The organism is Pseudomonas sp. 15C, assembly GCF_055484735.1.
The window spans coordinates 1-23,911 of the sequence record NZ_JBUDGD010000031.1; the positions used below are offsets into that span (position 1 = coordinate 1).

A 23,911-nucleotide genomic window follows, 5' to 3' on the forward strand; every position below is an offset into this window, starting at 1 on the left:
GCACCGGCAGCCGCCATTTCCCGCGCATGCTGCATGACCTGATTCGCACGCAACTGGCGGTGGACGCTACGCATATCCGGCAGATGCTCACTACCCTGTCACGCAGCCAGTCAATCCGAAAGGCAAAGTGAAGTCAATAGCGAACACTGCGCCCCGCAGCCTTTATTTTTCGGGCTTTTTTTAACACTATCGTGGTAAAGCAGGCCCCAGAGCGGCGCAAACGTTACCAATTGGATGAACGGCGTTTAGAATTTTTTACATGGCAGTTGTTAATTAAAATCAACGACGCTAAGCTCCGGAAAAGCTCGTTCAAGTGTCAGACTTCGAGGTGAATAAAAATGGCATTCAAGCCATTGATCGGCGTTACTGCGTGCGTCAAACAGATCGGCCTGCACCCCTATCACATCAGCGGCGACAAATACGTTCGCGCTGTCAGCGTTGGCGCTGAAGGGTTACCGGTGGTCATTCCTTCCCTTGGCAGCCTGACGGAAATCGACGACCTGCTCGGTCAGCTCGACGGTCTGCTGCTGACCGGCTCGCCTTCGAACGTGGAACCCTTCCACTATCAAGGCCCGGCCAGCGCCCCCGGCACGGATCACGATCCGGCGCGGGACGCCACCACCCTTCCTTTATTACGTGCAGCCATCGCCGCGGGCGTTCCGGTGCTGGGCATTTGCCGTGGCTTTCAGGAAATGAACGTGGCGTTTGGTGGCAGCCTGCATCAGAAGGTGCATGAGCTGCCGGGCATGCTCGACCACCGCGAAGCCGACAGCCCGGATGTGGCCGTGCAATACGCACCGGCCCACGCGGTGACGGTGCTTGCGGGCGGCGTGTTCGAAGCGCTCGAGCTGCCGGGTGAGTTTCAGGTCAACTCGATTCACAGCCAGGGCATCGATCGCCTCGCCCCCGGCCTGCGTGCCGAAGCCGTGGCGCCGGATGGCTTGATCGAGGCGATCTCGGTCGAGCACAGCCCGACCTTCGCCCTCGGCGTGCAATGGCACCCGGAATGGCAAGTGCTGGACAACCCGAACTACCTGAAGATTTTCCAGGCGTTCGGCACGGCTTGCCGACAACGCGCGGCGCGACGCAACCAGCGCTGACACCACCCGCAAACACCAGACGATTTACTGCCCCCACGGCGGTCGGGCGCGCCTGCGCGCATCCGGCAGCCGTGTACAGCAACACCCGTAATAACAACAAGTACGACCCAGGCAGCCAGGACGGCGGCGCCGAACAAGCCGGATCGGTTTTAGCAACACCCGTCAGATCAACGCGAAACCCTGTGGGAGCTGGCTTGCCAGCGATAAGGCCGTCACCTGCAACATCTGTGGTGACTGCCCCACTGCCATCGCTGGCAAGCCAGCTCCCACAGGGAAGGTGACTCGACTGGTGATGCTTATGCAGCTCCGCAATCCACTTACGCCCGGCCACATTGGCCAGGCAAACGAAACCTGTTGGGAGTTTCACATGGCAAACGCCTCCAGCACTTACAGGAAGGCACTTGAAGGTCATCAGCAACCGAAAAAGGTGTTGGTGAAAGTCGATCGTGTCACCAAGAAGTTCGATGAAACCGTGGCCGTGGATGATGTGTCCCTGGAGATCCATCAGGGCGAAATCTTCGCGCTGCTGGGGGGCTCGGGTTCGGGCAAATCGACCCTGTTGCGCATGCTCGCCGGTTTCGAGCGCCCGACCGAAGGGCGGATTCTGCTCGACGGCGTGGACATCACCGACATGCCGCCGTACGAACGGCCGATCAACATGATGTTCCAGTCCTACGCGCTGTTCCCGCACATGACCGTCGCGCAGAACATCGCCTTCGGCCTCAAGCAGGACCGTTTGCCCGCCAGCGAAATCGATGCCCGCGTCGAAGAAATGCTGCGTCTGGTGCACATGACCCAATACGCCAAGCGCCGCCCGCACCAGTTGTCCGGCGGCCAGCGCCAGCGTGTTGCCCTCGCCCGCTCACTGGCCAAGCGCCCGAAGCTGTTGCTGCTCGACGAGCCAATGGGTGCGCTGGATAAAAAGCTGCGCTCGCAGATGCAACTGGAACTGGTCGAGATCATCGAGCGCGTCGGCGTGACCTGCGTGATGGTGACCCACGATCAGGAAGAGGCCATGACCATGGCCGAGCGCATCGCGATCATGCACCTGGGCTGGATCGCGCAGATCGGCAGCCCGGTCGACATTTATGAAGCGCCGGTCAGCCGCATGGTCTGTGAATTCATCGGCAACGTGAACGCCTTTGATGGCACCGTGGTGGAAGATCTGGAAGGCCACGCGATCATTCACAGCCCGGATCTGCAGCAGAAGATCTACGTCGGCCACGGCGTCAGCACGTCGGTGCAGGACAAGTCGATCACCTACGCGATTCGCCCGGAAAAAATGCTCGTCAGCACCACTCAACCAGAGGGCCGCTACAACTGGTCCGAAGGCAAGGTGCATGACATCGCCTACCTCGGCGGCCACTCGGTGTTCTACGTCGAATTGCCCGGCGGCAAGATCGTCCAGTCGTTCATGGCCAACGCCGAACGCCGGGGCGCGCGGCCGACCTGGGACGACAAGGTCTACGTGTGGTGGGAAGACGACAGCGGCGTGGTGCTGCGCTCATGAGAACCTTCAATCAGCAATTCCTGCGCCTGGTGCCCAGCGGGCGAAAACTGGTGATCGGCATTCCGTTCATCTGGCTGTTCCTGTTCTTCATGCTGCCGTTCTTTCTGGTGATGAAGATCAGTTTCTCGGAAGCCGCACTGGCGATCCCGCCGTACTCGGAGATCTACACCTACGCCGAACAGAAATTCCAGCTGCTGCTGAACATCGGCAACTACACCTTGCTAGGCGAAGACGATTTGTACCTGTCGGCCTACCTCGGTTCGTTGAAGGTGGCGGCACTGAGCACCGTGATGTGTCTGCTGATCGGTTTCCCGATGGCTTACGCGATCACCAAGACCGGCAAGGAAACGCAAAACGTCCTGCTGCTGTTGATCATGATGCCAACCTGGACCGCGATCCTGATCCGCGTTTACGCGTGGATGGGCATTCTCAGCAACAACGGTCTGCTCAATGCGTTTCTGATGTGGACCGGGCTGACCGATCACCCGATCGAGATCCTCAACACCAACACTGCCGTCTACATCGGTGTGGTGTACGCCTACCTGCCGTTCATGGTGCTGCCGCTCTACGCCAACCTGGTCAAGCACGACAACAGCCTGCTCGAAGCTGCGCAGGATCTGGGTTCGAGCAACTTCAACAACTTCTGGAAAATCACCGTGCCGCTGGCCAGGAACGGGATCATCGCCGGCTGCATGCTGGTGTTCATTCCGGTGGTCGGTGAGTTCGTGATTCCGGAACTGCTGGGTGGCCCGGAGACGCTGATGATCGGCCGCGTGCTGTGGCAAGAGTTCTTCAACAACCGCGACTGGCCGGTGGCGTCTGCGCTGGCGGTGGTGATGCTGTTGATCCTGATTGTGCCGATTCTGCTGTTCAACCGCAGCCAGGCCAAAGAAATGGAGGCACGGGGATGAAACGCTTCAATTTTTCGAAGTTCATGCTGATCTTCGGCCTGATGTTCATTTATCTGCCGATGCTGATTCTGGTGATCTACTCGTTCAACGCCTCGAAACTGGTGACGGTGTGGGGTGGCTGGTCGGTGAAGTGGTATGTCGGTCTGCTCGACAACACGCAACTGATGGGCTCGGTGGTGCGCTCGCTGGAAATCGCCTGCTACACCGCGATCGCTGCGGTCGCACTGGGCACCCTCGCCGCCTTCGTTCTGACGCGAGTCACGCGTTTCAAGGGCCGTACGTTGTTTGGCGGTCTGGTCACCGCGCCGTTGGTGATGCCGGAAGTGATCACCGGTCTGTCGCTGTTGCTGCTGTTCGTGGCGATGGCGCAACTGATCGGCTGGCCGCAGGAGCGTGGCATCGTCACGATCTGGATCGCCCACACCACGTTTTGTGCTGCCTATGTGGCGGTGGTAGTCTCCGCGCGCCTTCGCGAGCTCGACCTGTCGATTGAGGAAGCGGCGATGGATCTCGGTGCGAAACCGTTCAAGGTGTTTTTCCTGATCACCATTCCGATGATTGCGCCGTCGCTGGCGGCGGGCGGGATGATGTCGTTCGCCTTGTCGCTGGATGACCTGGTGTTGGCGAGTTTCGTTTCCGGCCCGGGTTCGACCACGTTGCCGATGGAGGTTTTCTCGGCTGTGCGTCTGGGCGTGAAACCTGAGATCAACGCCGTGGCCAGCCTGATTCTGCTGGCGGTGTCGCTGGTGACGTTCCTGGTCTGGTACTTCGGTCGCAAGGCAGAAGCCAACCGCAAGCGGGCGATTCAGGAAGCGATGGATCAGACGGCCAACGAGTCGTGGCAGCCTCGGCAATCCGCAGCAACGGCTTGACCTGCAGGCGCAGCGTGCCTCTGCGCCTGGCAAATTGTAGTCAGCCCCACGGTCAGTCCCCTCTCCCTGTGGGAGAGGGTTAGGGTGAGGGGCCTTTTAGCTTGAAGTGAATAAAAAGAATGGAGTTGTACCGATGAAAATGTTTGGCAGGACTCTGCTGACACTGTCCTTGATGGGCGCAATCGTCATGGGCGCCCAGGCCAACGATAAGGTGCTGCGGGTTTACAACTGGTCCGATTACATCGCCCCGGACACCGTCAAGAAGTTCGAGGACGAAACCGGCATCCGCGTGACCTACGACGTCTTCGACAGCAACGAAACCCTTGAGGCACGTTTGCTCGCGGGCAAATCCGGTTACGACCTGGTGGTGCCGTCGAACAGTTTTCTGGCCAAGCAGATCAAGGCCGGCGTCTATCAGCCGCTGGACAAATCGAAGCTGCCGAACTGGAAGAACCTCAACCCGGTGCTGCTGAAAAACGCCTCCGCCAGTGATCCGGACAACGCTCACGCGTTCCCGTACATGTGGGGCTCGATCGGCATTGGCTTCATTCCGGCCAAGGTCAAGGAAGTGCTTGGCGCCAACGCCCCGACCAACTCCTGGGACTTGCTGTTCAAGCCCGAGAACGCTGAAAAACTCAAGGCTTGCGGCATCAGCTTCCTCGATTCGCCGACCGAAATGATCCCGGCCGCCCTGCACTACCTGGGCTATCCGGTGAACGACAAGGACCCGGCGCACATCAAGGAAGCCGAGGCGCTGTTCATGAAAATCCGCCCGAACGTGGCGTATTTCCACTCTTCGAAATACATCTCCGATCTGGCCAACGGCAACATCTGCGTGGCGGTCGGTTACTCCGGTGACGTCCTGCAGGCCAAGGCCCGCGCGGTGGAATCGGGTAACAACGTGGTGATCGACTACAGCATTCCCAAGGAAGGCGCCGGCAGCTTCTACGACATGGTCGCCATCCCGCGCGATGCGGCGAACGTCGACAATGCCTACCTGTTCATGGATTTTTTGATGCGCCCGGAGATCATCGCCGAAATCACCAACAGCAACGGCTACAGCAACGCAAACGCCGCGGCGACGCCGCTGGTGGACGAAGCGATCCGCAACGACCCCGGCTCGTACCCGTCGCAAGCGGTGATGGCGACGCTGTACGCGGTGCCGGATCAGCCAATCGCCACGCAGCGGATCATGACGCGCGGCTGGACCCGAGTGAAACTCGGTAGATAACCGCGCCAGTCAACACTGATAAACCCTGTGGGAGCTGGCTTGCCAGCGATGGCGGTGGGTCAGACAACGATGACGCTAGATGTGCTGGCCCTATCGCTGGCAAGCCAGCTCCCACAGGTTTTGCGATCGAATTCGGACGCACAGCGTCCATCGAGACATTCCCACGCAGAGCGTGGGAATGTGCGCAACCCTTTCCGTTCACGCAGCGCCTTACCAACGCTGCCCCTGCTCTGAACGGCCTCACCTGGCTTCCTCGGTTCAGGTGACTTCAGGCGCCCTCGGGCGCCTTTTTTTGTGCCGTCAGATCAGCGGCCAGTCCTGAATAATGCGATAGCGGCCCTTGTGCGATTCGAACAGGGCGAAGCGTTCGGCGCGCAGGAAGAATTCCGGCGGTGTGGCAGCTTCAGGCTCCGGCGCGCGAAATTCTCGGGCCAGGGTCAGGTGCGGACGGAATTCGCGCGGCGTCTCTTCAAAGCCGAACGGCAACATGGCTTGTTCCAGTGCGTAGACCAGACGCAACAATGCCGGCGGCGCCTGTTCCGGCGCCAGCGACAACACCCCGGCGCGATGCCACACCTGCAAGCGATCCAAGGCAACTCTCAACGCAGCTCCCGGCGTGCGCACTTGGGCAGCGGCTTCGCAGACCGGCTGAATCTGTGCCAACGGCACGGCGCCGAGGAACAGCAGGGTCAGATGAAAATTATCCGCCGGCACCGGTTTGCCGGTGCGCAGGCGCAATTCACTGCGCCATTGCGCGATCGCCTTGCGCTGCGCGGGCGGGCAGCCCAACGCGAAAAACAGCCGCTTGAACGGCTCATCCCTGCGCACTTCATCGATCATGGCCCCGGTCTCCTTCGCTCACTGTCAGCCGTCGATTTTACACAGCCTGCTCTGACGACCGGTGACACGCGGCTATAGTTCAAGGATCGCTATCAACCGGAGGCAGCCATGCGCGAAATCCTCAGCAAAGAACCGTGGTGGGCCCGGCCACCGCAACCCGGGCAAGATGAAAGCCAGCTGGAATGGGGTTGGCTGGTGCATTACAGCGAGGGTGAACCTCGTTTCGAGTTCGTCCGCGAACGCCCGACCGATGAACAAATCCGCAACCGCAAAAGTTGCCGCACCACCCCCACCCCCGAGTGAACGCAATACCTGCAGGAGTGAGCCTGCTCGCGATAGCGGTCGAACAGTCAATGCCTGTGTTGGCTGTGCCGGCCCAATCGCCAGCAGGCTGGCTCCCACAAAGTTTTAGGGTGTTCGCATATTCTTTGCTCAGCGCAGATCCCCTGTAGGAGTGAGCCTGCTCGCGATAGCGGTCGAAAAGTCAATGCCTATGTTGGCTGTGCCGGCCCAATCGCCAGCAGGCTGGCTCCCACACGATCTTCGGGTATACGCAAATACTCAGCTCACCATAGATCCCTTGTAGGAGTGAGCCTGCTCGCGATAGCGGTCAGATAATCAATGAGACTTTGAATGCGCGAAGGTTGTCGGCTCATCGCTCTCACCCAGATGGCCCTCGACCTGCCCGGCCATGTGCAGCGTGCCGGCCATCACCCCGGTGGTCGGGCTTTGCACCAGTTTCAGCCAGGCCTTGTCGAACGTGCCGCCCAGGCTGCTGCGGATCAGCGCTTCGCTGTCGGGACGGTCGTTGGCCTGGATGATCGCGCGAATCCCCGCCACGCCCACCGAGATCAAACCGCCCGCCAGTTTCCCGGCCGCCGCGGCAACCGCACTGGCAGCGCCGCGCGGGGCCATTTCCGCTTCCATGCGCTGGCTCGCGCGTTTGGCCACCGGCGCCATCCCGGCGTCGGTCGAGGCGATGCCTTTGGCGCCGCCATCGGTGTGGATCTTGTCGATCAGCGCGGCATACGCCGGCAAGGTATTCAACGGTTCAGTGCTGATGACCTGAAACAATGAGGCATCGCGCGCCGGCGGTGGGCCGAGCGCGATGGCCGGGACTTTCTGCAAGCGCCCGTTGAGCTGTGCGACCGGCACCCCATGGCGTTGGGCGATCAACGGCATCTGCTGCGCCATCAACTGCGCATAGAACGCGGTGGCCTGGGCGAGAATCGCATCCGGGTCGATCTCCACCGCCACCGGCGCCAGCACCCTTTCCTGATATTGCTCAAGCAGATATGCGGCCAGACGCTTGGCTGACGCGTCCTGCTCGCCGCCGGCATTGATCGTGTACCAGCTGACTTTCATCGACAGCCATTCCTGGGTCCAGTAGCTGCTGAACCATGGGATGAAATTTTCTTCAGTTTGCTGATAGACGCGAGTGCGCCAATGTTCCATCGAGCCACGGGCGAACACCCTGACTTGCTCGGTAGCCTGCTGCGAGGCACTGACGATTTCCCGGTCGATCTGCTGCCAGGTGGCCGGCGACACCACCACGGCGCGCGGCGCGATCACCGGCGCCCGCGCCGCAGTAGCGCAGCCGGTAAGGACAAGCAGTGCGGCGATCAGCAGCGCACGCGGATTCACGGTGCTGGTTCCTTGAATGAACGGGGGCGGATTTGAGTATAGGTGGGTCAGTGAATATTGATGGTGGCTGCACCGGCCTCATCGCTGGCAAGCCAGCTCCCACAGGTGTCTGGTTTGGATGCAAAACCTGCGGTCACTGAAAACCTCTGTGGGAGCTGGCTTGCCAGCGATGAGACCATCAGCAACACCGCCAACCGCAACGACAACCATCACCGCCATCGATATTCACCATCGCCACGATTGCCTTCCGCCAACCGCCCATGAAAGGCACGATTAAGCCATCCGAAACACAACGAGGAGTTCACAGCATGATTCACACCCAAGTCACCCTCTCCGTGAGTTTCCCGGTGTTCGGCAGCAACTATTACGCTCAGCACGTTGTGTCGCACAAGGCGCGCGCGCTGGTGTTTAACGAGGCATTCGACGATTTGCTGATGCCCGCTGCCAGCAATCACTTCAGCAATGAGGTGGTCGGCTTCAACGATCAGTTCCGTTTTTTGAGCGATATTCTCGCCACCCATTTGCTGGACATCGAGGCCGCCGTGCCTGCGCGATCCAGCGTCCGGGCGAGCGCTCGTTTTTCTTGAGTATCGAAGGCTAAACAAAAAGGGCGTCCCATCGCGGGACGCCCTCTTGCGTTCAATCAATCATCATCCCGATCACGGTAGTAGCGACGCCCGTCGCGACGGTCGTCATCGCGGTCGTCCCAGCGCCGGTCGTGGTCGTAATAGCGACCGTGATCGCGGTCGTAGTGCCGGCCATGGCGATGGTCATCATCAAAATCCGCGACACAGCCACCGAGCAAAACGGCGGCGGTCACAGTCAGCAGGATCGTTGTCGCTTGCTTCATTCAAAACTTCCCTAAAACCAAGGTCTTGACGACGGAATCGGCCACGCTGCCCTCGCCTTTTGACAAGGGTGCGCACAGCCGCAGATACGACCGGGCAAAACGCGGTTGATTCAGTGGCCAGCATCGACCGTTGGTCGCCTCGTTCGTCGGCGCCGAACAGCGGCGAAACGCCACCTATACTGCTTGCAACCAACCCCCATGCAATGGATCTGCACCCTCAATAACAACAAGCAGAGGTGGACCATGGTCTGGCAGCAAGTGTATGACCCGTTTGGCAATCCAGTGATCTCCACACTGATGGCCGCCGTGCCGGTGGTGGTGATGCTCGCGGCGCTGGCGTTCTTTCACGTCAAGGCGCATCTGGCCGCGCTGTTGGCGTTGGCCTCTGCGCTCCTGATTTCGATTTTCGCGTTCGACATGCCGGCGGGCATGGCCGGTTCAGCGGCGTTGTTCGGCGCTGCGAATGGCCTGCTGCCGATCGGCTGGATCGTGCTCAACATCATCTTTCTGCATCGCCTGACCACCGAGAACGGTTCGTTCAAAGTGCTGCAGGATTCCCTCGCAAGGATTACCGATGACCGCCGCTTGCAGTTGCTGTTGATCGCCTTTTGCTTCGGTGCGTTCTTCGAAGGCGCGGCCGGTTTTGGCACCCCGGTGGCGGTGACCGGGGCGATTCTGATCGGACTGGGGTTCTCGCCACTGGCGGCGTCGGGGCTGGCGCTGATCGCCAACACTGCGCCGGTGGCGTTCGGCGCCCTGGGCACGCCGATCATCACCTTGGCGAAAGTCACCGGGCTGGATGAAATGGAATTGTCGATGATGGTCGGTCGGCAGCTGCCGTTCTTCTCGGTGCTGGTACCGTTCTGGCTGATCTGGGCCTTCGCCGGTTGGCGCAAGATGCTCGAAGTGTGGCCGGCGATTCTGGTGGCTGGCGTCAGCTTCGCGATACCGCAATTTCTCGTGTCGAACTACCACGGGCCGATGCTGGTGGATGTCATCGCTGCACTGATTTCCATGGCCTGCCTGACGCTGTTTTTGAAGGTGTGGAAACCGGCGACCATTCACACCTCGGCGGCACTCTCGGGGCGCGTCGACAACTCCAGGGTCGACGAGGAAAAAGTCACCGCCAGCGCCGCGTTCAGCGATCAGGCGCGGCCGGCGGTGATGCGCGCGTGGATGCCGTGGATCATCCTCACGGTGTTCGTGTTTGCCTGGGGCACCCAGGGCTTCAAAAACATGTTCGACACCCGCCCGGCGATCGATCCGGTGACGCAGTCGGCCAGGCTCGATGCGCAAGGCAAACCGCTGCGCGAGGCCAACCCGATTTTCGCCCCGGCGGTCACCTTTACCAGCCTGCATTTGCAAATCGAGAAAGTACCGCCCGTGGTTGCCGCGCCGAAAGCCGAAGAAGCGGTGTACAAATTCACCTGGCTCACCGCGACCGGCAGCGGGATTCTGCTGGCGGCGATTGTCGGTGGGTTGTTGATGGGCTATTCGATCCCGCAGTTGATCAAGCAATACCTGCGCACGCTGTGGGTGGTGCGGTTTTCGCTGATCACCATTGCGGCGATGCTGGCGCTTGGGTTCCTCACGCGCTATTCAGGGCTCGACGCGACCATGGGTCTGGCGTTTGCGGCGACGGGGATTTTCTATCCGATGTTCGGCACGCTGCTCGGCTGGCTCGGCGTGGCGCTGACCGGCTCGGACACGGCGTCGAACGTGCTGTTCGGCGGCCTGCAACGGGTCACCTCGGAACAGCTCGGCATCAGCCCGGTGCTGATGGCGGCGGCGAACAGCTCGGGTGGGGTGATGGGCAAAATGGTCGATGCGCAATCGATCGTGGTGGCCTCCACCGCCACCCGCTGGTACGGGCATGAGGGCGAAATTCTGCGCTACGTGTTCTTCCACTCGATCGTACTGGCGATCCTCGTCGGCGGGCTGGTGACGCTGCAGGCTTATGTGGCGCCGTTTACCTCGATGGTGGTGGGCGCACATTAATCCGGCGCAACACATTCCAATGCAGGAGTGAGCCTGCTCGCGATAGCGGTGTGTCAGGTAAGTAGATGCGGGATGACACACCGCTATCGCGAGCAGGCGAAGGCCTACAGGGGATTTGTGTTGGCCAGATGATTGATGAACTGCGCGCATAACGCTTGGCGCGAAATCCGACAAAACCTTTTCCCCTCCCCTGCGGTCACTCCTTTTACGAGACTGGCATGCATGCCGGCGCGCCCGACAGGGCCCTTTGTGATCCTGCCGCCTGATGAGAGACAAGGAATCGAACCATGACGATTTCCCGACGCAGCTTTTTGATCCTCGGCGCTGTGACTGCGACCGCGTTTGCGATGCCCCCGTTTATCAGCCTCAAGGCCTATGCGGCCAATCTGGAGCAACCCGCCATGAGCAAAGTGACCCTCAACGTCAACGGCCAACCGCGCGAGTTGACCGTCGATACCCGCACCACCCTGCTCGACGCCCTGCGTGAGCACCTGCACCTGACCGGCACCAAGAAAGGCTGCGACCACGGCCAGTGCGGCGCCTGCACGGTGATCGTCGATGGCCGGCGGATCAATTCCTGCCTGAGCCTGGCAGTGATGCAAGAAGGCCGCGAGGTCACCACCATCGAAGGCCTCGGCATGCCCGACACCCTGCACCCGATGCAAGCGGCGTTCATCAAGCACGACGGTTATCAGTGCGGCTACTGCACGCCGGGGCAGATCTGCTCGGCGGTGGCGGTGCTCAAGGAAATCCGCGATGGCATCCCCAGCCACGTCAGCCCGAGCCTGACCGAGCCACCGCAACTGATCGCCGCCGAATTGCAGGAGCGCATGAGCGGCAACATCTGCCGTTGCGGCGCCTATTCGAACATCATCGAAGCCATCACTGAAGTCGCGGAGGAATCGGCATGAGAGCGTTCAATTACAGCCGCGCCGACTCGCCCGCCGCAGCCGCGGCACAAGCCGCTCAGGTCGAAGGCGCGCGGTTCATCGCTGGCGGCACCAACCTGCTCGATCTGATGAAACTCGACATCGAAACCCCGCCACATCTGATCGATATCAATCACTTGGGCCTCGATCAGATCGAAGCCACGCCCGAAGGCGGTCTGCGCATCGGCGCGCTGGTGCGCAACACCGATCTGGCCGCCGATGCGCGCGTGCGCAAAGACTACGCCCTGCTGTCGCGCGCCCTGCTCGCCGGGGCCTCGGGGCAGCTGCGCAATATGGCCAGCACCGCCGGCAACCTGCTGCAACGCACCCGCTGCCCGTACTTCTACGACACCCATCAGGCCTGCAACAAACGCAACCCCGGCAGCGGCTGTTCGGCCATCGGTGGGGTCACTCGGCAGCTGGGCATCATTGGCGTCAGCGACGCGTGCATCGCCACTCATCCCAGTGACATGGCGATCGCCATGCGCGCCCTCGATGCACAGATCGAGACGGTGAAACCCGACGGCAGCACGCGCAGCATCGCCATGGCCGATTTCCACCAGTTGCCCGGTGACACGCCGCACATCGAAACCAGCCTCACGCCTGGCGAGTTCATCACTGCCGTAACCCTGCCGCCACCAGTAGGCGGCACGCACATCTACCACAAGGTGCGTGATCGCTCCTCCTATGCGTTTGCGCTGGTCTCGGTCGGCTTGATCCTGCAAAAGGACGGCAGCGGCCGCGTGGCGGTCGGTGGCATCGCGCCGAAACCGTGGCGCGTCGAAGCCGCCGAAGCGCTCCTGCCGCAAGGTGCCAAAGCCGTCAGCCAGCGCCTGCTCGAAGGCGCGACACCGACCCACGACAACCAATTCAAACTGACCCTGGTCGAGCGCACGCTCGGCGCGGTGTTGGCGCAAGCGAGGGAAACGGCATGAAATTCGACACGCCTGCCACCACCAATCCGATCGACCAACTGAAAGTGGTCGGCCAACCCACCCCACGCGTCGAAGGCCGGTTGAAAACCTGCGGTCAGGCGACCTACGCCTATGAGCAACATGAAGCGGCAGCCAATCAGGCGTACGGTTTCATGGTCGATTCCGGCATCGCCAAGGGCCGGATCAAAGCCATCCACCTCGACGAAGCGAAAGCCGCGCCCGGTGTGCTGGCGATCGTCACCGGCGCCAATGCCGGCAAGCTCGACAAGGGCCAATACAACGCCGCGCACCTGCTCGCCCATCCCGAGGTGCAGCATTATCAGCAAGCGGTTGCGCTGGTGGTGGCCGAAACCTTTGAACAAGCGCGCGCGGCGGCGCAGTTGGTCAAGGTCGACTACGAAACCAGCGAGGGCAAGTTCGATCTGGCCAGCGTGCGTGATTTGGGCGTCGAGCCGAAAGATGAACTGCCCGACGTCAATCACGGCGATTTCGACAAGGCCTTCGCCGCGGCACCGGTGCAGTTCGACCGCACCTACACCACGCCGGACCAGTCGCACGCGATGATGGAACCGCACTCGACCTTGGCTGCGTGGAACGGCGATCAACTGACCTTGTGGACGTCCAATCAAATGGTCGACTGGAGCGTCGGCGATGTGGCCAAGACGCTGGGCTTGCCGAAGGAAAAAGTGCGCATCGTCTCGCCCTACATTGGTGGCGGTTTCGGCGGCAAATTGTTCGTACGCGCTGACGCGATCCTCGCCGCCCTCGGCGCGCGCATGGCTGGCCGGCCAGTGAAAGTCGCGCTCGCCCGCCCGCAGATGGCCAACAACACCACCCATCGCCCGGCGACGATTCAGCGCATCCGCATGGGTGCAACGGCCGACGGCAAGCTCACTGCGATCGCCCACGAAGGCTGGTCGGGCAACCTCGCCGACGGCAAGGTCGAACTCGCCGCGCAGCCGAGTCAGTTGCTCTACGCGGCAGAAAACCGCCGGGTCAGCATGCGCCTCGCGCCGCTGGATCTGCCCGAAGGCAACGCCATGCGCGCACCGGGTGAAGCGCCGGGGCTGATGGTGCTGGAAATCGCCATGGACGAGATGGCCGAGCAGTTGAACATGGACCCGATCCAGTTCCGCATTCTCAACGACACCCAGGTCGACCCGGTCAAAACCGAGCGGCCGTTTTCCCAGCGTCAACTGGTCAAGTGCCTGGAGCTCGGCGCGCAGAAGTTCGGCTGGGATCAGCGCCCCGCCAAACCTGGCACGCGTCGCGAAGGTCGCTGGCTGATCGGCATGGGCGTTGCGGCGGCGTTTCGCAACAACCTGCTGGTCAAGTCCGGTGCGCGAGTGCGCCTGGAGCGCGACGGCAAGGTCACGGTCGAAACCGACATGACCGACATCGGCACCGGCAGCTACACGATCATCGCGCAAACTGCCGCCGAGATGATGGGCGTCGGCCTCGACGACGTGACGGTGCATCTGGGTGACTCGAACTTCCCGGTATCGGCAGGCTCGGGCGGCCAGTTCGGCGGCAACTGCTCGACCGCCGGGGTATATGCCGCGTGCGTGAAACTGCGTGAAGCGGTGGCCGGGAAACTCGGCATGGAGGCAGACCAGGCCGAATTCGTCGACGGCCAGGTACGCGCTGGCGGTAAAACCCTGCCATTGCGCAATGCCGCAGAAGGCGGCGCACTGGTTGGCGAGGACAGCATTGAATTCGGCGATCTGGCCGAGAAGTACCAGCAGTCGACTTTCGGCGCGCATTTCGTCGAGGTTGCGGTCGATGCCGCCACAGGCGAAGTCCGCGTACGGCGCATGCTCGCGGTGTGCGCGGCGGGTCGGATTCTCAACCCGACCTCGGCGCGCAGCCAGGTGATCGGTGCGATGACCATGGGCGTTGGTGCGGCGTTGATGGAAGAACTGGCGGTGGATACCCGCCTGGGCTTTTTCGTCAACCATGACCTGGCCGGGTATGAAGTGCCGGTGCATGCCGACATTCCTCATCAAGAGGTGATTTTCCTTGATGAGACCGACCCGATTTCCTCGCCGATGAAGGCCAAGGGTGTCGGCGAACTGGGGATTTGCGGGGTCAGTGCAGCGGTGGCCAATGCGATCTATAACGCCACTGGCGCGCGGGTGCGGGAGTATCCGATTACCTTGGACAAAGTGTTGTCGTCGTTGCCGGAAATGATCTGAGGCCCTGAAAAGCCCCTCACCCTAACCCTCTCCCAAAGGGAGAGGGGACTGATTGGGGGATGTTCGAGGGTTGCGCTGGTTTTAACGCCCCGCTGTGAATCCATAATCGACTCGTTTTCCCAGGTCGATGTTTAACGCAAGACAACTCGGTCGGCTCCCTCTCCCTCCGGGAGAGGGCTGGGGTGAGGGCCGGGTTCACTCGGTCCGCGGATATTGCTCAGCCCCCATCAGTCCCATCCCCTCCACTACTGCCCGAGCTTCGCCGGGTATCATCTGTACGACCCGAGCCGACATCCGACGGTGGCGCTTGCATTGCTGGAGGCGCTGCGCTATCACGGGTGAGCGCATCGTCTTTATAACAACCGACGGTCCGCCACTCAGCTTTCGCCAGCTCCGCCGCTTGCGCGGCGGAAGCCGCAGTCACTGTCGCTTGTTGTCCATGTTCCTGTCCCAGACAGTTGTACTGCGCTTTTTCTGCCCACGCTTCAAGGGACATTGTCAGCAGGCAAGTAACAACACTGCCAATCAGAGCCTGGCGGACGCTGTTCATGGCAGCGCCTCCTTGTCGAAACCGAAAGCCACCATGATTGATCAAGGAAATGAATTTTCCACTGTCAGACCTGACAGTCCTTTAGACGCTTTGGCAATAACCCGCCGCTGCGGCTACCCCAACAACGCCATCAACTGATGCCGCTGCGCATCGGTCAGCATCGGCTCGAACCCGGCCCTGGCATTATCCGCCATGTAGCGCGGGTTACTGGTGCCGGGAATCACACAAGTCACCGCTGAATGCGAGAGCAGAAACTTCAGCGCCAGTTGCGGCCAGCTATTGACCTGCACGTCGGAAACCCAGCCCGGCAGCGGCTTGCCCTTGAGCCGCGCGAGCAAGCCACCACCACCGAATGGCCGATTGCAGATCACCGCCACCCCGCGTTCGCGGCACAGCGGCAAGATGCGTTTCTCGACGCCGCGATCATCGAGGGCATAGTTGATCTGCAGGAAATCCACAGATTCAGTCTTCAGCACCGCTTCAACTTCGTCGTAGGCCGACGGCGTGTAATGGGTGATGCCGATGTAGCGGATGCGCCCCTGCTCTTTCCACTCACGCAAGGTCGGCAGGTGGGTCTGCCAGTCGAGCAGGTTGTGGATCTGCATCAGGTCGATGCGTTCGGTTTGCAGCAGGCTGAACGACTGCTTCATCTGTGCGATGCCCTCCTCGCGCCCTCGCGTCCACACTTTGGTGGCGAGAAACGCTGGCGAGCGCGGCTGGTGGATCGACAGCAGTTCACCGGTGGTCTGTTCGGCGCGGCCATACATCGGTGAGCTGTCGATCAACGTGCCGCCCTTGGCGAACAACTCATCGAGCACCGCCGGCAACTGCCGGTAAACCGGATCGCCGGGAGCCACATCAAATCCGCGATAGGTGCCGAGGCCGACGATCGGCAACGCCTCGGAGCTGGATGGGATGGCGCGGGTCTGCATGGTCTGGCCTCCGGTCGTCGCGGATGTCGTGCGGCTGGCCAAGGCCCGATCAAGGCAGAAGACCGCCGAAACCCCGGCCGCCAGCGTAAGCAGGCGGCGTCGGGAATAACCCTCAGTGTGGCTCATGCTGGCTCCCCTGCTGCATGGATCTGTTGCCGGTTGTGTGGCGAGCAGCCGGCTGCCGTGCTGGGCTACACTGCGACGGCCTACCTTCGCCCACGGTTAAAAATAGCCGAATGTCCCGAACCTTGATGTCACTCGTCGCATTGCTCGTCGCTGTGTACCTGGCGTTGTGCGCGGCGCTGTTCGTGTTCCAGCGCTCGCTGATCTATTTCCCGCAGCCCAATGCCGCCGCCAGCGCTGACTCGCGGATGACCTTGTCGATGCCCGACGCAACGGTTTCGGTGCTTACCCGCGCACATAGCGGCCCGCGAGCGCTACTGTATTTCGGCGGCAATGCCGAGGACGTCTCGCGCAATCTGCCGGAGTTTGCCGAGGCCTTTCCTGACTACGCGTTGTACCTGCTCAATTACCGTGGTTTCGGTGACAGCGACGGCTCGCCGTCCGAAGCGGCGATTGCCGAGGATGCGCTGGCGCTGTTCGATCAGGTTTACGCCAGTCATCCGCAGATCGTCGTGGTCGGGCGCAGTCTAGGCTCGGGTGTCGCCGTGCGCCTGGCCAGCCAGCGGCCGGTGCAGCAGCTGATTCTGGTGACGCCCTACAACAGCCTCGAAGAAATCGCCGTGCGCCAATACCCGTGGGTGCCGGTGAAGTGGTTGCTCAAGGATCGCTTCGAGTCGGGTAAATATGCCGCGCATATCCGCGTGCCGACGTTGCTGCTGGCGGCCAGTGATGATGAGGTGATTCCGCGTGCCAGCACCCAGCGCCTGCTTGAGCACTTCCCTGCGGGCGTGGCGGCGCTTCGAGTGGTGCCAGAGTCGGGGCATAACTCGATTGCCGCGCGGGAGGAGTATTTGCAGTGGATGGGCGACGTGTTGAATCGCTGAAAGTCGAGTTGTCCGAAAGGGCCCCTTCGCGAGCAAGTTCGCTCCCACATGGGAATACATTTCAAATGTAGGAGTGAGCCTGCTCGCGATGGCGTCATCCAGCGCAACATCGCATCTTGTCTGATCACGCCCTTTATCGCCCCGCTCCAAAAACAGCCACCCATCGCTTGAACCAAGTCCCGAATCGCCAGTCCTACCCGCGCCGCATTCCGCGGTTCACTCGACTTTTTGCGCTGTCCCCCTTCAGAGCCGCCCGCCCCATGCGCCACGCCGTTCGTTCGTCTCGCTTCGTTTCGCTGTGCCTGCTGATCCTTTTCCCGCTGTTTGTCGAAACCGTCCAGGCCGGTGCGGAGCGGCAACTGGTGGCCGCGATCAATGACTATCGCGCCCATCCGCAACGTTGCGAGCGGCGCCCGGCGCAGCGTCTGGCACCGTTGCGGCTGAACGCGAACCTGGCCCTGCCGATCGGCTATGGCTACGCCGGCGGCATGCGTGAGGCGCTGAAATCCTCGGGCTACGCCGCCACGGCGGTGCGCAGTATTCGTGTGGTCGGTGCCGAGGATGCCGAAGAAGCCTTCGACCAGTTGCTCGACGAACACTGCGCCGCACTGCTCGATGCGACGTATGCCGACATCGGCGTCAGCCGTTCGCGCAATCAATGGCAAGTGGTACTGGCGCGACCGGTACTCGACAGCCGCGTCGGTGACAACCGCACCGTCGGCAAGGCACTGCTCGCTGAAGTCAACGCCGCCCGCGCCCGCCCACGAATGTGCGGCCGCCAGCGCTTCGCCGCCGCACGGCCGTTGAGCTGGAACGCGGCATTGGGCGCCGCCGCGCAGGGCCACAGCAAAGCCATGGCCTACGGCAACTACTTCGCCCACCGCGACCCGGACGGCGACCAGCCAGCCGACCGCGCCCGCGCCGCTGGTTATCGCGGTCGGCAAATCGGTGAAAACATCGCCGCCGGGCAAAGCTCACCGGGCAAGGCGATGGCCGGATGGCTGGCCAGCCCGGGCCATTGCGCGAACCTGATGAACCCGATGTACACCCAGGTCGGCGCCGGCTTCGCCAGCGAAGCACGCAGCGCTGAAGGGGTGTACTGGACGATGATGTTTGGTGCGCCTTGATGGCTGCGGTTGAGGGTTTGCGCTGAACTGACTGGCCTCATCGCGAGCAGGCTCACTCCTACAGGATTTGTGGGGGGCCACCTGACTCAGGCACGCCAAAGATCCCTGTGGGAACCAGCCTGCTGGCGATGACGTCAGGTCAGCCAAATCATCTGTGGCTGACACACCGCTATCGCGAGCAGGCTCACTCCTACAGGGGCTAGTGTGTGCCATCGAATCTTGTCAGGCCGCGCGCTGTCCGGCGGCAACCATCGCCGAAGCCGCCAGCATTGCCCGCAGCAGCACCGCACATCCGGCCGCCAGATCATCCGGGGCGGCGTTTTCGATTTCGTTGTGGCTGATGCCGCCTTCGCACGGGACGAAGATCATCCCGGCCGGGCCGAGTTCGGCGAGGAAAATCGCGTCGTGGCCGGCGCCGCTGACAATGTCCATGTGTGACAGGCCCAGCCCTTGTGCCGCGCCGCGTACCGCTTCGACGCAGCCCTTTTCGAAGTACAGCGGCGGGAAGTCCGCGGTTGGTGTCAGCTCATAAGTGAGGCCGTGGGCCTGGCAGGTGGATTCGATGATTTGTTTTACCTCAGCGATCATCGAATCCAGGCGCGCCGGCTCGAGATGACGGAAATCCAGGGTCATGCGCACTTCGCCGGGAATCACGTTGCGTGAGCCGGGATAGGCTTGCAGGCAACCGACCGTGCCACAGGCGTGCGGCTGGTGGCCGAGGGCGGCGCGGTTGACGGCACCGACGATCACTGCGGCGCCGACCAGGGCGTCCTTGCGCAGGTGCATCGGCGTCGGGCCGGCGTGGGCTTCGACGCCCCGCAACTTGAGGTCGAACCACTTCTGCCCGAGCGCGCCGAGAACCACGCCGATGGTTTTCTTTTCGTCTTCCAGAATCGGGCCTTGCTCGATGTGCGCCTCGAAGTAGGCACCAACCGGGTGTCCGCTGACTTTGCGCGAACCGGCGTAGCCGATGGCGTTGAGCGCTTCGCCGACCGTGACACCGTCGGCGTCGACTTTGGCCAGAGTTTCGGCGAGGGTGAATTTTTCCGCGAAGACGCCTGAGCCCATCATGCACGGGGCGAAGCGCGAGCCTTCTTCGTTGGTCCAGACCACCACTTCCAGCGGCGCTTCGGTTTCCACGTTGAGGTCGTTCAAGGTGCGCAGGACTTCGACGCCGGCGAGCACGCCGAAGCAGCCGTCGAACTTGCCGCCGGTGGGTTGCGTGTCGATGTGGCTGCCGGTCATCACCGGTGGCAGCTCGGGATTACGGCCCGGACGGCGAGCGAAAATGTTGCCGACGGCATCCACCGTGACGCTGCATCCGGCCTCCTTGCACCATTGCACAAACAGGTCGCGGGCCTGGCGGTCGAGGTCGGTCAGGGCCAGGCGACAGACACCGCCCTTGACCGTGGCGCCGAGTTTGGCCAGCTCCATGAGCGAGGCCCACAGGCGATCGCGGTTGATGTGCTGATGGGTCGATTGCAGAACGTCGACGGCTGCGTTCATGGGGATCTCCTCAGGCTGTTTCTTTTGATGTTTCTTGAGTGTCTGGTAAACCGCTATCGCGAGCAGGCTCACTCCTACAAGGGGAACGCATTTCAAACTGTAGGAGTGAGCCTGCTCGCGATGAGGCCAGTCGCTACACCGCTGTTTTCACGGCAGAGGGCTGCGCGCGCATCACGCACAACCCGTAATAGATCAAACCACCCAGCGCCGAGCCGGTGAACCAGCCGTAGCTGTAGAACCAGCTGAACGCATCGCTGCCCAGCGACAACAAGGTCAGCAGCACCGGCACGCCGAAGGCGATGAACCCGGCGCCGTTCCATGCCGGGTACACGTCATCGCGATACAGACCGGCAAGGTCCAGTTGCTGTTTCTTGATCAGGAAATAGTCCACCACCATGATCCCGGCAATCGGCCCGAGCAGGCTCGAATAGCCCAGCAGCCAGTTGGAGTACACGCTTTCCAGGCTGACATCGGAAACGATCAGACCGAGTTTTTTCAGCAACTCATGGGCCATCAGCGCCAGCCCGACCAGACCGGTCAGCAACACCGCTTTAGTGCGGTTGATCACCTTCGGCGCGATGTTCTGAAAGTCGTTGGTGGGCGAGACGATGTTGGCCGCGGTGTTGGTCGACAGCGTCGCGATGATGATCAGCGCCATGGCCACCGCCACCCACACCGGGCTCTGGATGTGGCCGATCAGGGTGACCGGATCCGACACGGTCACGCCGACCAGTTTCACCGACGCCGCGGTCATCACCACACCGAGCGCGGCGAACAGAAACATGGTCAATGGCAGGCCGATGATCTGCCCGAGAATCTGGTCTTTCTGGCTTTTGGCGTAGCGGCTGAAGTCAGGGATGTTCAGTGACAGCGTGGCCCAGAAACCGACCATTGCCGTCAGCCCGGCGGCGAAGTAACCGACCACGCTGGCGCCTTCCGGACGCTTGGCCGGGATCGCCATCAACTCGCTCATCGACACATTGGGCATCGCCCACACCAACAGACCGATGCCGACCGCCACCAGCAGCGGCGCAGACAGGGTTTCCAGCCATTTGATTGACTCGGCGCCGCGAATCACCACCCACAGGTTCAGCGCCCAGAACACCATGAAGCCGATCACTTCGCCGGTGCCGCCGAGGGATTTCCAGCCCTCGAATACGGAGCCGAGAAACAGGTGAATCGCCAAGCCGCCGAACATGGTCTGAATGCCAAACCAGCCACACGCGACCAGCGCGCGAATCAGACACGGTACGTTGGAGCCGAGAATCCCGAACGAGGAACGCAGCAGCACCGGAAACGGGATGCCGTACTTGGTCCCGGGGAAGGCGTTCAGCGTCAGCGGAATCAGCACGATGATGTTGGCGAACAGAATCGCCAGCAGCGCTTCACCCACGGTCAGCCCGAAATAGGCGGTGAGCACGCCGCCCAGCGTATAGGTCGGCACGCAGATCGACATGCCGACCCACAGCGCGGTGATGTGCCATTTGTTCCAGGTGCGTTCGTGCACCTTGGTCGGTGCCATGTCGTGGTTATAACGGGGACTGTCGAGGACATCGCTGCCGGCTTCGAGCTCGAACAAGCCGTCGCGCTCGCTCACTTGCGATCTGATCTGTTGCATGGCCGCTCCACTGTTCTTCTGATTATTTTTGCTCATCAGGCGGCTGGCACACGCAGGTGCGAGCCGGACGATGGCCGGAGGAACTGACAACTTTCATGCACCGGCCACGGTGTCAGCGGCGGCATCAATAAACGTGCCGGGTACCCCGCTGGTGCATCGAGCCAATGCGTTAAACGCTTTGCAACTTTCTGATATTCATCAGTTTTAATTATTTATCCGAGTGCCCTGCGGAAACTTGTCTGAGCGCTCAGGCTAAACGCTTGGCAAGTTGTTCGAACTGTCAGGACTCAATCTGGTGCACTGCACTTTTTTTCGTTGTGAGCGAACCACTGCAGCTCAACTTCAAGCGGCTGATTTCACATAGGAAATCTTGCTCATATTTCCATCCTGTCAAGTGCGTCAAAATGGTGAATGGCCTCACCATTTTGGTGATTTCTGTTTTTTATCGTTAATTTTCAATAAGTTAAAACGATCATAAGCTTATAAAAAATATTCTTGCTCAATTATAAAATCGCGACTAGCTTCTATTCCTGACAGCGCTGACAGGAATAAAACCTGCAGCGATGAATACCTATAAAACATCTAGAACCGACACAAGTCGGTCATGCCTGCGAGGAACTCGGAATGTCTCTGTTGATCCGTGGCGCCACCGTTGTTACCCATGATGAAAGTTATCGCGCCGACGTCTATTGCGCTGACGGCGTGATCAAAGCCATCGGTGCAGACCTTGATGTTCCGGCCGGCGCTGAAGTGCTCGACGGCAGCGGCCAATACTTGATGCCCGGCGGCATCGATCCGCACACGCACATGCAACTGCCGTTCATGGGCACCGTGGCCAGCGAGGATTTCTACAGCGGCACGGCGGCCGGTCTGGCCGGCGGCACCACGTCGATCATCGACTTCGTGATTCCCAATCCCCAGCAGTCATTGATGGAGGCGTTTCATCAGTGGCGCGGCTGGGCGGAAAAGTCCGCTTCCGATTACGGCTTTCATGTGGCGATCACCTGGTGGAGCGAGCAGGTCCGCGAAGAAATGGCCGAACTGGTCAGCCACCACGGCATCAACAGCTTCAAGCACTTCATGGCTTACAAGAACGCGATCATGGCCGCCGACGACACGCTGGTGGCGAGTTTCGAGCGCTGCCTGGAACTCGGCGCGGTGCCGACCGTGCATGCGGAAAACGGCGAGCTGGTCTATCACCTGCAACGCAAGCTGATGGCCCAGGGCATCACCGGGCCGGAAGCGCATCCGTTGTCGCGGCCGTCGCAAGTCGAAGGCGAAGCGGCGAGCCGAGCGATTCGTATTGCTGAAACCATCGGTACGCCACTGTACCTGGTGCACGTCTCGACCAAGGAAGCCCTCGACGAAATCACCTACGCCCGCAGCAAGGGCCAACCGGTTTACGGCGAAGTGCTGGCCGGGCATCTGCTACTTGATGACAGCGTTTACCAGCACCCGGACTGGCAGACCGCTGCCGGCTACGTGATGAGCCCGCCGTTCCGCCCGCGCGGGCATCAGGAGGCGCTGTGGCATGGCTTGCAGGCCGGCAACCTGCACACCACCGCCACCGATCACTGCTGTTTCTGCGCTGAGCAAAAAGCTGCCGGGCGCGATGACTTCAGCAAGATTCCCAACGGCACGGCGGGTATCGAAGATCGCATGGCGGTGCTCTGGGATGAAGGCGTCAACAGTGGCCGTTTGTCGATGCAGGATTTCGTCGCCCTCACCTCCACCAACACCGCGAAGATCTTCAATCTCTACCCGCGCAAAGGCGCAATCCGCGTCGGCGCCGATGCCGATCTGGTGCTGTGGGATCCGCACGGCACGCGAACGATTTCCGCCAAGACCCACCATCAGCAGGTGGACTTCAATATCTTCGAAGGCAAGACCGTGCGCGGCGTGCCCAGCCATACCGTCAGCCAGGGCCGGCTGGTCTGGGCCGACGGCGACCTGCGCGCCGAACGCGGGGCCGGGCGCTACATCGAACGGCCGGCGTATCCGGCGGTGTTTGATTTGTTGAACAAACGGGCAGAGATGCACAAGCCGACAGCTGTGAAACGCTGAAGGCGGCCTTCGGCCTATCGCTGGCAAGCCAGCTCCCACAAGGCTTTGTGAACACCATAGATCCCTGTGGGAGCTGGCTTGCCAGCGATGAG

The 23,911-nt window shown here is 61.4% G+C and carries 20 protein-coding genes and 1 pseudogene; 15 read left to right on the forward strand and 6 right to left on the reverse strand.

Going from position 1 to position 23,911, the window contains the following annotated elements; all coding sequences use genetic code 11:
- The 6 genes and pseudogenes from ACYYKW_RS16560 to ACYYKW_RS16585 form a co-directional block, all read left to right on the forward strand.
- A pseudogene (locus ACYYKW_RS16560) lies at positions 1 to 86 on the forward strand (LuxR family transcriptional regulator); the annotation flags it as partial.
- Positions 87 to 338: 252 nt separating this feature from the next.
- On the forward strand, positions 339 to 1,100 hold the full coding sequence (locus ACYYKW_RS16565; RefSeq protein WP_464990572.1) for a gamma-glutamyl-gamma-aminobutyrate hydrolase family protein: 762 nt from the start codon (positions 339 to 341) through the stop codon (positions 1,098 to 1,100).
- Between the two features lie 367 nt (positions 1,101 to 1,467).
- Positions 1,468 to 2,610: an ABC transporter ATP-binding protein gene (locus tag ACYYKW_RS16570; protein WP_093102369.1), complete on the forward strand. Its 1,143-nt coding sequence runs from the start codon at positions 1,468 to 1,470 to the stop codon at positions 2,608 to 2,610.
- Complete coding sequence (locus ACYYKW_RS16575; protein ID WP_464990573.1) at positions 2,607 to 3,521, forward strand: ABC transporter permease subunit; 915 nt, start codon at positions 2,607 to 2,609, stop codon at positions 3,519 to 3,521. Before ACYYKW_RS16570 ends, ACYYKW_RS16575 begins: the two co-directional genes overlap by 4 nt.
- Complete coding sequence (locus ACYYKW_RS16580) at positions 3,518 to 4,393, forward strand: ABC transporter permease subunit (RefSeq protein ID WP_464990574.1); 876 nt, start codon at positions 3,518 to 3,520, stop codon at positions 4,391 to 4,393. The genes ACYYKW_RS16575 and ACYYKW_RS16580 overlap by 4 nt, the downstream gene beginning before the upstream one ends.
- Positions 4,394 to 4,526: 133 nt before the next feature.
- The gene (locus tag ACYYKW_RS16585; protein WP_464990575.1) at positions 4,527 to 5,624 is read left to right on the forward strand and encodes a polyamine ABC transporter substrate-binding protein; all 1,098 of its coding nucleotides are present in this window, start codon (positions 4,527 to 4,529) and stop codon (positions 5,622 to 5,624) included.
- Between the two features lie 300 nt (positions 5,625 to 5,924).
- Here the strand turns inward: ACYYKW_RS16585 and thpR are convergent, their stop codons facing one another.
- Complete coding sequence (gene thpR / locus ACYYKW_RS16590; RefSeq protein ID WP_336354544.1) at positions 5,925 to 6,464, reverse strand: RNA 2',3'-cyclic phosphodiesterase; 540 nt, start codon at positions 6,462 to 6,464, stop codon at positions 5,925 to 5,927.
- A 108-nt stretch (positions 6,465 to 6,572) separates the two neighbouring features.
- On the opposite strand from thpR, the gene ACYYKW_RS16595 reads away from it, so the two are divergent.
- A complete protein-coding gene (locus ACYYKW_RS16595) occupies positions 6,573 to 6,767 on the forward strand; it encodes a hypothetical protein (RefSeq protein ID WP_090282854.1) in 195 nt (64 codons plus the stop codon).
- Positions 6,768 to 7,082: 315 nt separating this feature from the next.
- Here ACYYKW_RS16595 and ACYYKW_RS16600 read toward each other — a convergent pair whose 3' ends face one another.
- Positions 7,083 to 8,108, reverse strand: a complete 1,026-nt coding sequence (locus ACYYKW_RS16600) for a hypothetical protein (protein WP_464990576.1) — start codon at positions 8,106 to 8,108, stop codon at positions 7,083 to 7,085.
- A 308-nt stretch (positions 8,109 to 8,416) separates the two neighbouring features.
- Between ACYYKW_RS16600 and ACYYKW_RS16605 the strand changes: the two genes are divergently transcribed.
- Positions 8,417 to 8,695, forward strand: a complete 279-nt coding sequence (locus ACYYKW_RS16605; protein WP_336354542.1) for a hypothetical protein — start codon at positions 8,417 to 8,419, stop codon at positions 8,693 to 8,695.
- A gap of 56 nt (positions 8,696 to 8,751) precedes the next feature.
- Here ACYYKW_RS16605 and ACYYKW_RS16610 read toward each other — a convergent pair whose 3' ends face one another.
- The gene (locus ACYYKW_RS16610; RefSeq protein WP_093102387.1) at positions 8,752 to 8,958 is read right to left on the reverse strand and encodes a hypothetical protein; all 207 of its coding nucleotides are present in this window, start codon (positions 8,956 to 8,958) and stop codon (positions 8,752 to 8,754) included.
- 243 nt (positions 8,959 to 9,201) lie between these two features.
- Here ACYYKW_RS16610 and ACYYKW_RS16615 point away from each other — a divergent pair, with 243 nt between their 5' ends.
- The 4 genes from ACYYKW_RS16615 to paoC all read left to right on the forward strand — a co-directional run bounded on the left by ACYYKW_RS16615 (position 9,202) and on the right by paoC (position 15,015).
- Positions 9,202 to 10,956, forward strand: coding sequence for an L-lactate permease (locus tag ACYYKW_RS16615; RefSeq protein ID WP_464990577.1), 1,755 nt, complete (start codon positions 9,202 to 9,204; stop codon positions 10,954 to 10,956).
- A gap of 287 nt (positions 10,957 to 11,243) precedes the next feature.
- Positions 11,244 to 11,867, forward strand: coding sequence for an aldehyde dehydrogenase iron-sulfur subunit PaoA (gene paoA, locus ACYYKW_RS16620; protein WP_203421676.1), 624 nt, complete (start codon positions 11,244 to 11,246; stop codon positions 11,865 to 11,867).
- On the forward strand, positions 11,864 to 12,820 hold the full coding sequence (locus tag ACYYKW_RS16625) for an FAD binding domain-containing protein (protein ID WP_336354539.1): 957 nt from the start codon (positions 11,864 to 11,866) through the stop codon (positions 12,818 to 12,820). The genes paoA and ACYYKW_RS16625 overlap by 4 nt, the downstream gene beginning before the upstream one ends.
- Entirely contained in the window at positions 12,817 to 15,015 is a 2,199-nt protein-coding gene (gene paoC / locus ACYYKW_RS16630) for an aldehyde oxidoreductase molybdenum-binding subunit PaoC (RefSeq protein WP_464990578.1), read from the forward strand. The genes ACYYKW_RS16625 and paoC overlap by 4 nt, the downstream gene beginning before the upstream one ends.
- A gap of 663 nt (positions 15,016 to 15,678) precedes the next feature.
- On the opposite strand, the gene ACYYKW_RS16635 is transcribed toward paoC, so the two are convergent.
- Positions 15,679 to 16,623 carry an aldo/keto reductase gene (locus ACYYKW_RS16635; RefSeq protein ID WP_464990579.1) on the reverse strand — a complete coding sequence of 315 codons (945 nt, stop codon included), beginning with the start codon at positions 16,621 to 16,623 and terminating at the stop codon, positions 15,679 to 15,681.
- Positions 16,624 to 16,733: 110 nt separating this feature from the next.
- On the opposite strand from ACYYKW_RS16635, the gene ACYYKW_RS16640 reads away from it, so the two are divergent.
- Complete coding sequence (locus tag ACYYKW_RS16640; protein WP_464990580.1) at positions 16,734 to 17,504, forward strand: alpha/beta hydrolase; 771 nt, start codon at positions 16,734 to 16,736, stop codon at positions 17,502 to 17,504.
- A gap of 260 nt (positions 17,505 to 17,764) precedes the next feature.
- Positions 17,765 to 18,631, forward strand: a complete 867-nt coding sequence (locus ACYYKW_RS16645; protein ID WP_464990581.1) for a CAP domain-containing protein — start codon at positions 17,765 to 17,767, stop codon at positions 18,629 to 18,631.
- A gap of 222 nt (positions 18,632 to 18,853) precedes the next feature.
- On the opposite strand, the gene ACYYKW_RS16650 is transcribed toward ACYYKW_RS16645, so the two are convergent.
- Complete coding sequence (locus ACYYKW_RS16650; RefSeq protein ID WP_336354534.1) at positions 18,854 to 20,137, reverse strand: Zn-dependent hydrolase; 1,284 nt, start codon at positions 20,135 to 20,137, stop codon at positions 18,854 to 18,856.
- A 133-nt stretch (positions 20,138 to 20,270) separates the two neighbouring features.
- Positions 20,271 to 21,755, reverse strand: coding sequence for an NCS1 family nucleobase:cation symporter-1 (locus tag ACYYKW_RS16655; protein WP_336354533.1), 1,485 nt, complete (start codon positions 21,753 to 21,755; stop codon positions 20,271 to 20,273).
- 624 nt (positions 21,756 to 22,379) lie between these two features.
- Here ACYYKW_RS16655 and hydA point away from each other — a divergent pair.
- Positions 22,380 to 23,819: a dihydropyrimidinase gene (gene hydA, locus ACYYKW_RS16660; RefSeq protein WP_464990582.1), complete on the forward strand. Its 1,440-nt coding sequence runs from the start codon at positions 22,380 to 22,382 to the stop codon at positions 23,817 to 23,819.
- Positions 23,820 to 23,911: the final 92 nt, after the last annotated feature.

Coding starts and splice junctions, on each gene's coding strand:
- ACYYKW_RS16565 (WP_464990572.1), top strand. CDS start 339: ATGGCATTCAAGCCATTGATCGGCGTTACTGCGTGCGTCAAACAGATC.
- ACYYKW_RS16570 (WP_093102369.1), top strand. CDS start 1,468: ATGGCAAACGCCTCCAGCACTTACAGGAAGGCACTTGAAGGTCATCAG.
- ACYYKW_RS16575 (WP_464990573.1), top strand. CDS start 2,607: ATGAGAACCTTCAATCAGCAATTCCTGCGCCTGGTGCCCAGCGGGCGA.
- ACYYKW_RS16580 (WP_464990574.1), top strand. CDS start 3,518: ATGAAACGCTTCAATTTTTCGAAGTTCATGCTGATCTTCGGCCTGATG.
- ACYYKW_RS16585 (WP_464990575.1), top strand. CDS start 4,527: ATGAAAATGTTTGGCAGGACTCTGCTGACACTGTCCTTGATGGGCGCA.
- thpR (WP_336354544.1), bottom strand. CDS start 6,464: ATGATCGATGAAGTGCGCAGGGATGAGCCGTTCAAGCGGCTGTTTTTC.
- ACYYKW_RS16595 (WP_090282854.1), top strand. CDS start 6,573: ATGCGCGAAATCCTCAGCAAAGAACCGTGGTGGGCCCGGCCACCGCAA.
- ACYYKW_RS16605 (WP_336354542.1), top strand. CDS start 8,417: ATGATTCACACCCAAGTCACCCTCTCCGTGAGTTTCCCGGTGTTCGGC.
- ACYYKW_RS16610 (WP_093102387.1), bottom strand. CDS start 8,958: ATGAAGCAAGCGACAACGATCCTGCTGACTGTGACCGCCGCCGTTTTG.
- ACYYKW_RS16615 (WP_464990577.1), top strand. CDS start 9,202: ATGGTCTGGCAGCAAGTGTATGACCCGTTTGGCAATCCAGTGATCTCC.
- paoA (WP_203421676.1), top strand. CDS start 11,244: ATGACGATTTCCCGACGCAGCTTTTTGATCCTCGGCGCTGTGACTGCG.
- ACYYKW_RS16625 (WP_336354539.1), top strand. CDS start 11,864: ATGAGAGCGTTCAATTACAGCCGCGCCGACTCGCCCGCCGCAGCCGCG.
- paoC (WP_464990578.1), top strand. CDS start 12,817: ATGAAATTCGACACGCCTGCCACCACCAATCCGATCGACCAACTGAAA.
- ACYYKW_RS16635 (WP_464990579.1), bottom strand. CDS start 16,623: ATGAGCCACACTGAGGGTTATTCCCGACGCCGCCTGCTTACGCTGGCG.
- ACYYKW_RS16640 (WP_464990580.1), top strand. CDS start 16,734: ATGTCCCGAACCTTGATGTCACTCGTCGCATTGCTCGTCGCTGTGTAC.
- ACYYKW_RS16645 (WP_464990581.1), top strand. CDS start 17,765: ATGCGCCACGCCGTTCGTTCGTCTCGCTTCGTTTCGCTGTGCCTGCTG.
- ACYYKW_RS16650 (WP_336354534.1), bottom strand. CDS start 20,137: ATGAACGCAGCCGTCGACGTTCTGCAATCGACCCATCAGCACATCAAC.
- ACYYKW_RS16655 (WP_336354533.1), bottom strand. CDS start 21,755: ATGCAACAGATCAGATCGCAAGTGAGCGAGCGCGACGGCTTGTTCGAG.
- hydA (WP_464990582.1), top strand. CDS start 22,380: ATGTCTCTGTTGATCCGTGGCGCCACCGTTGTTACCCATGATGAAAGT.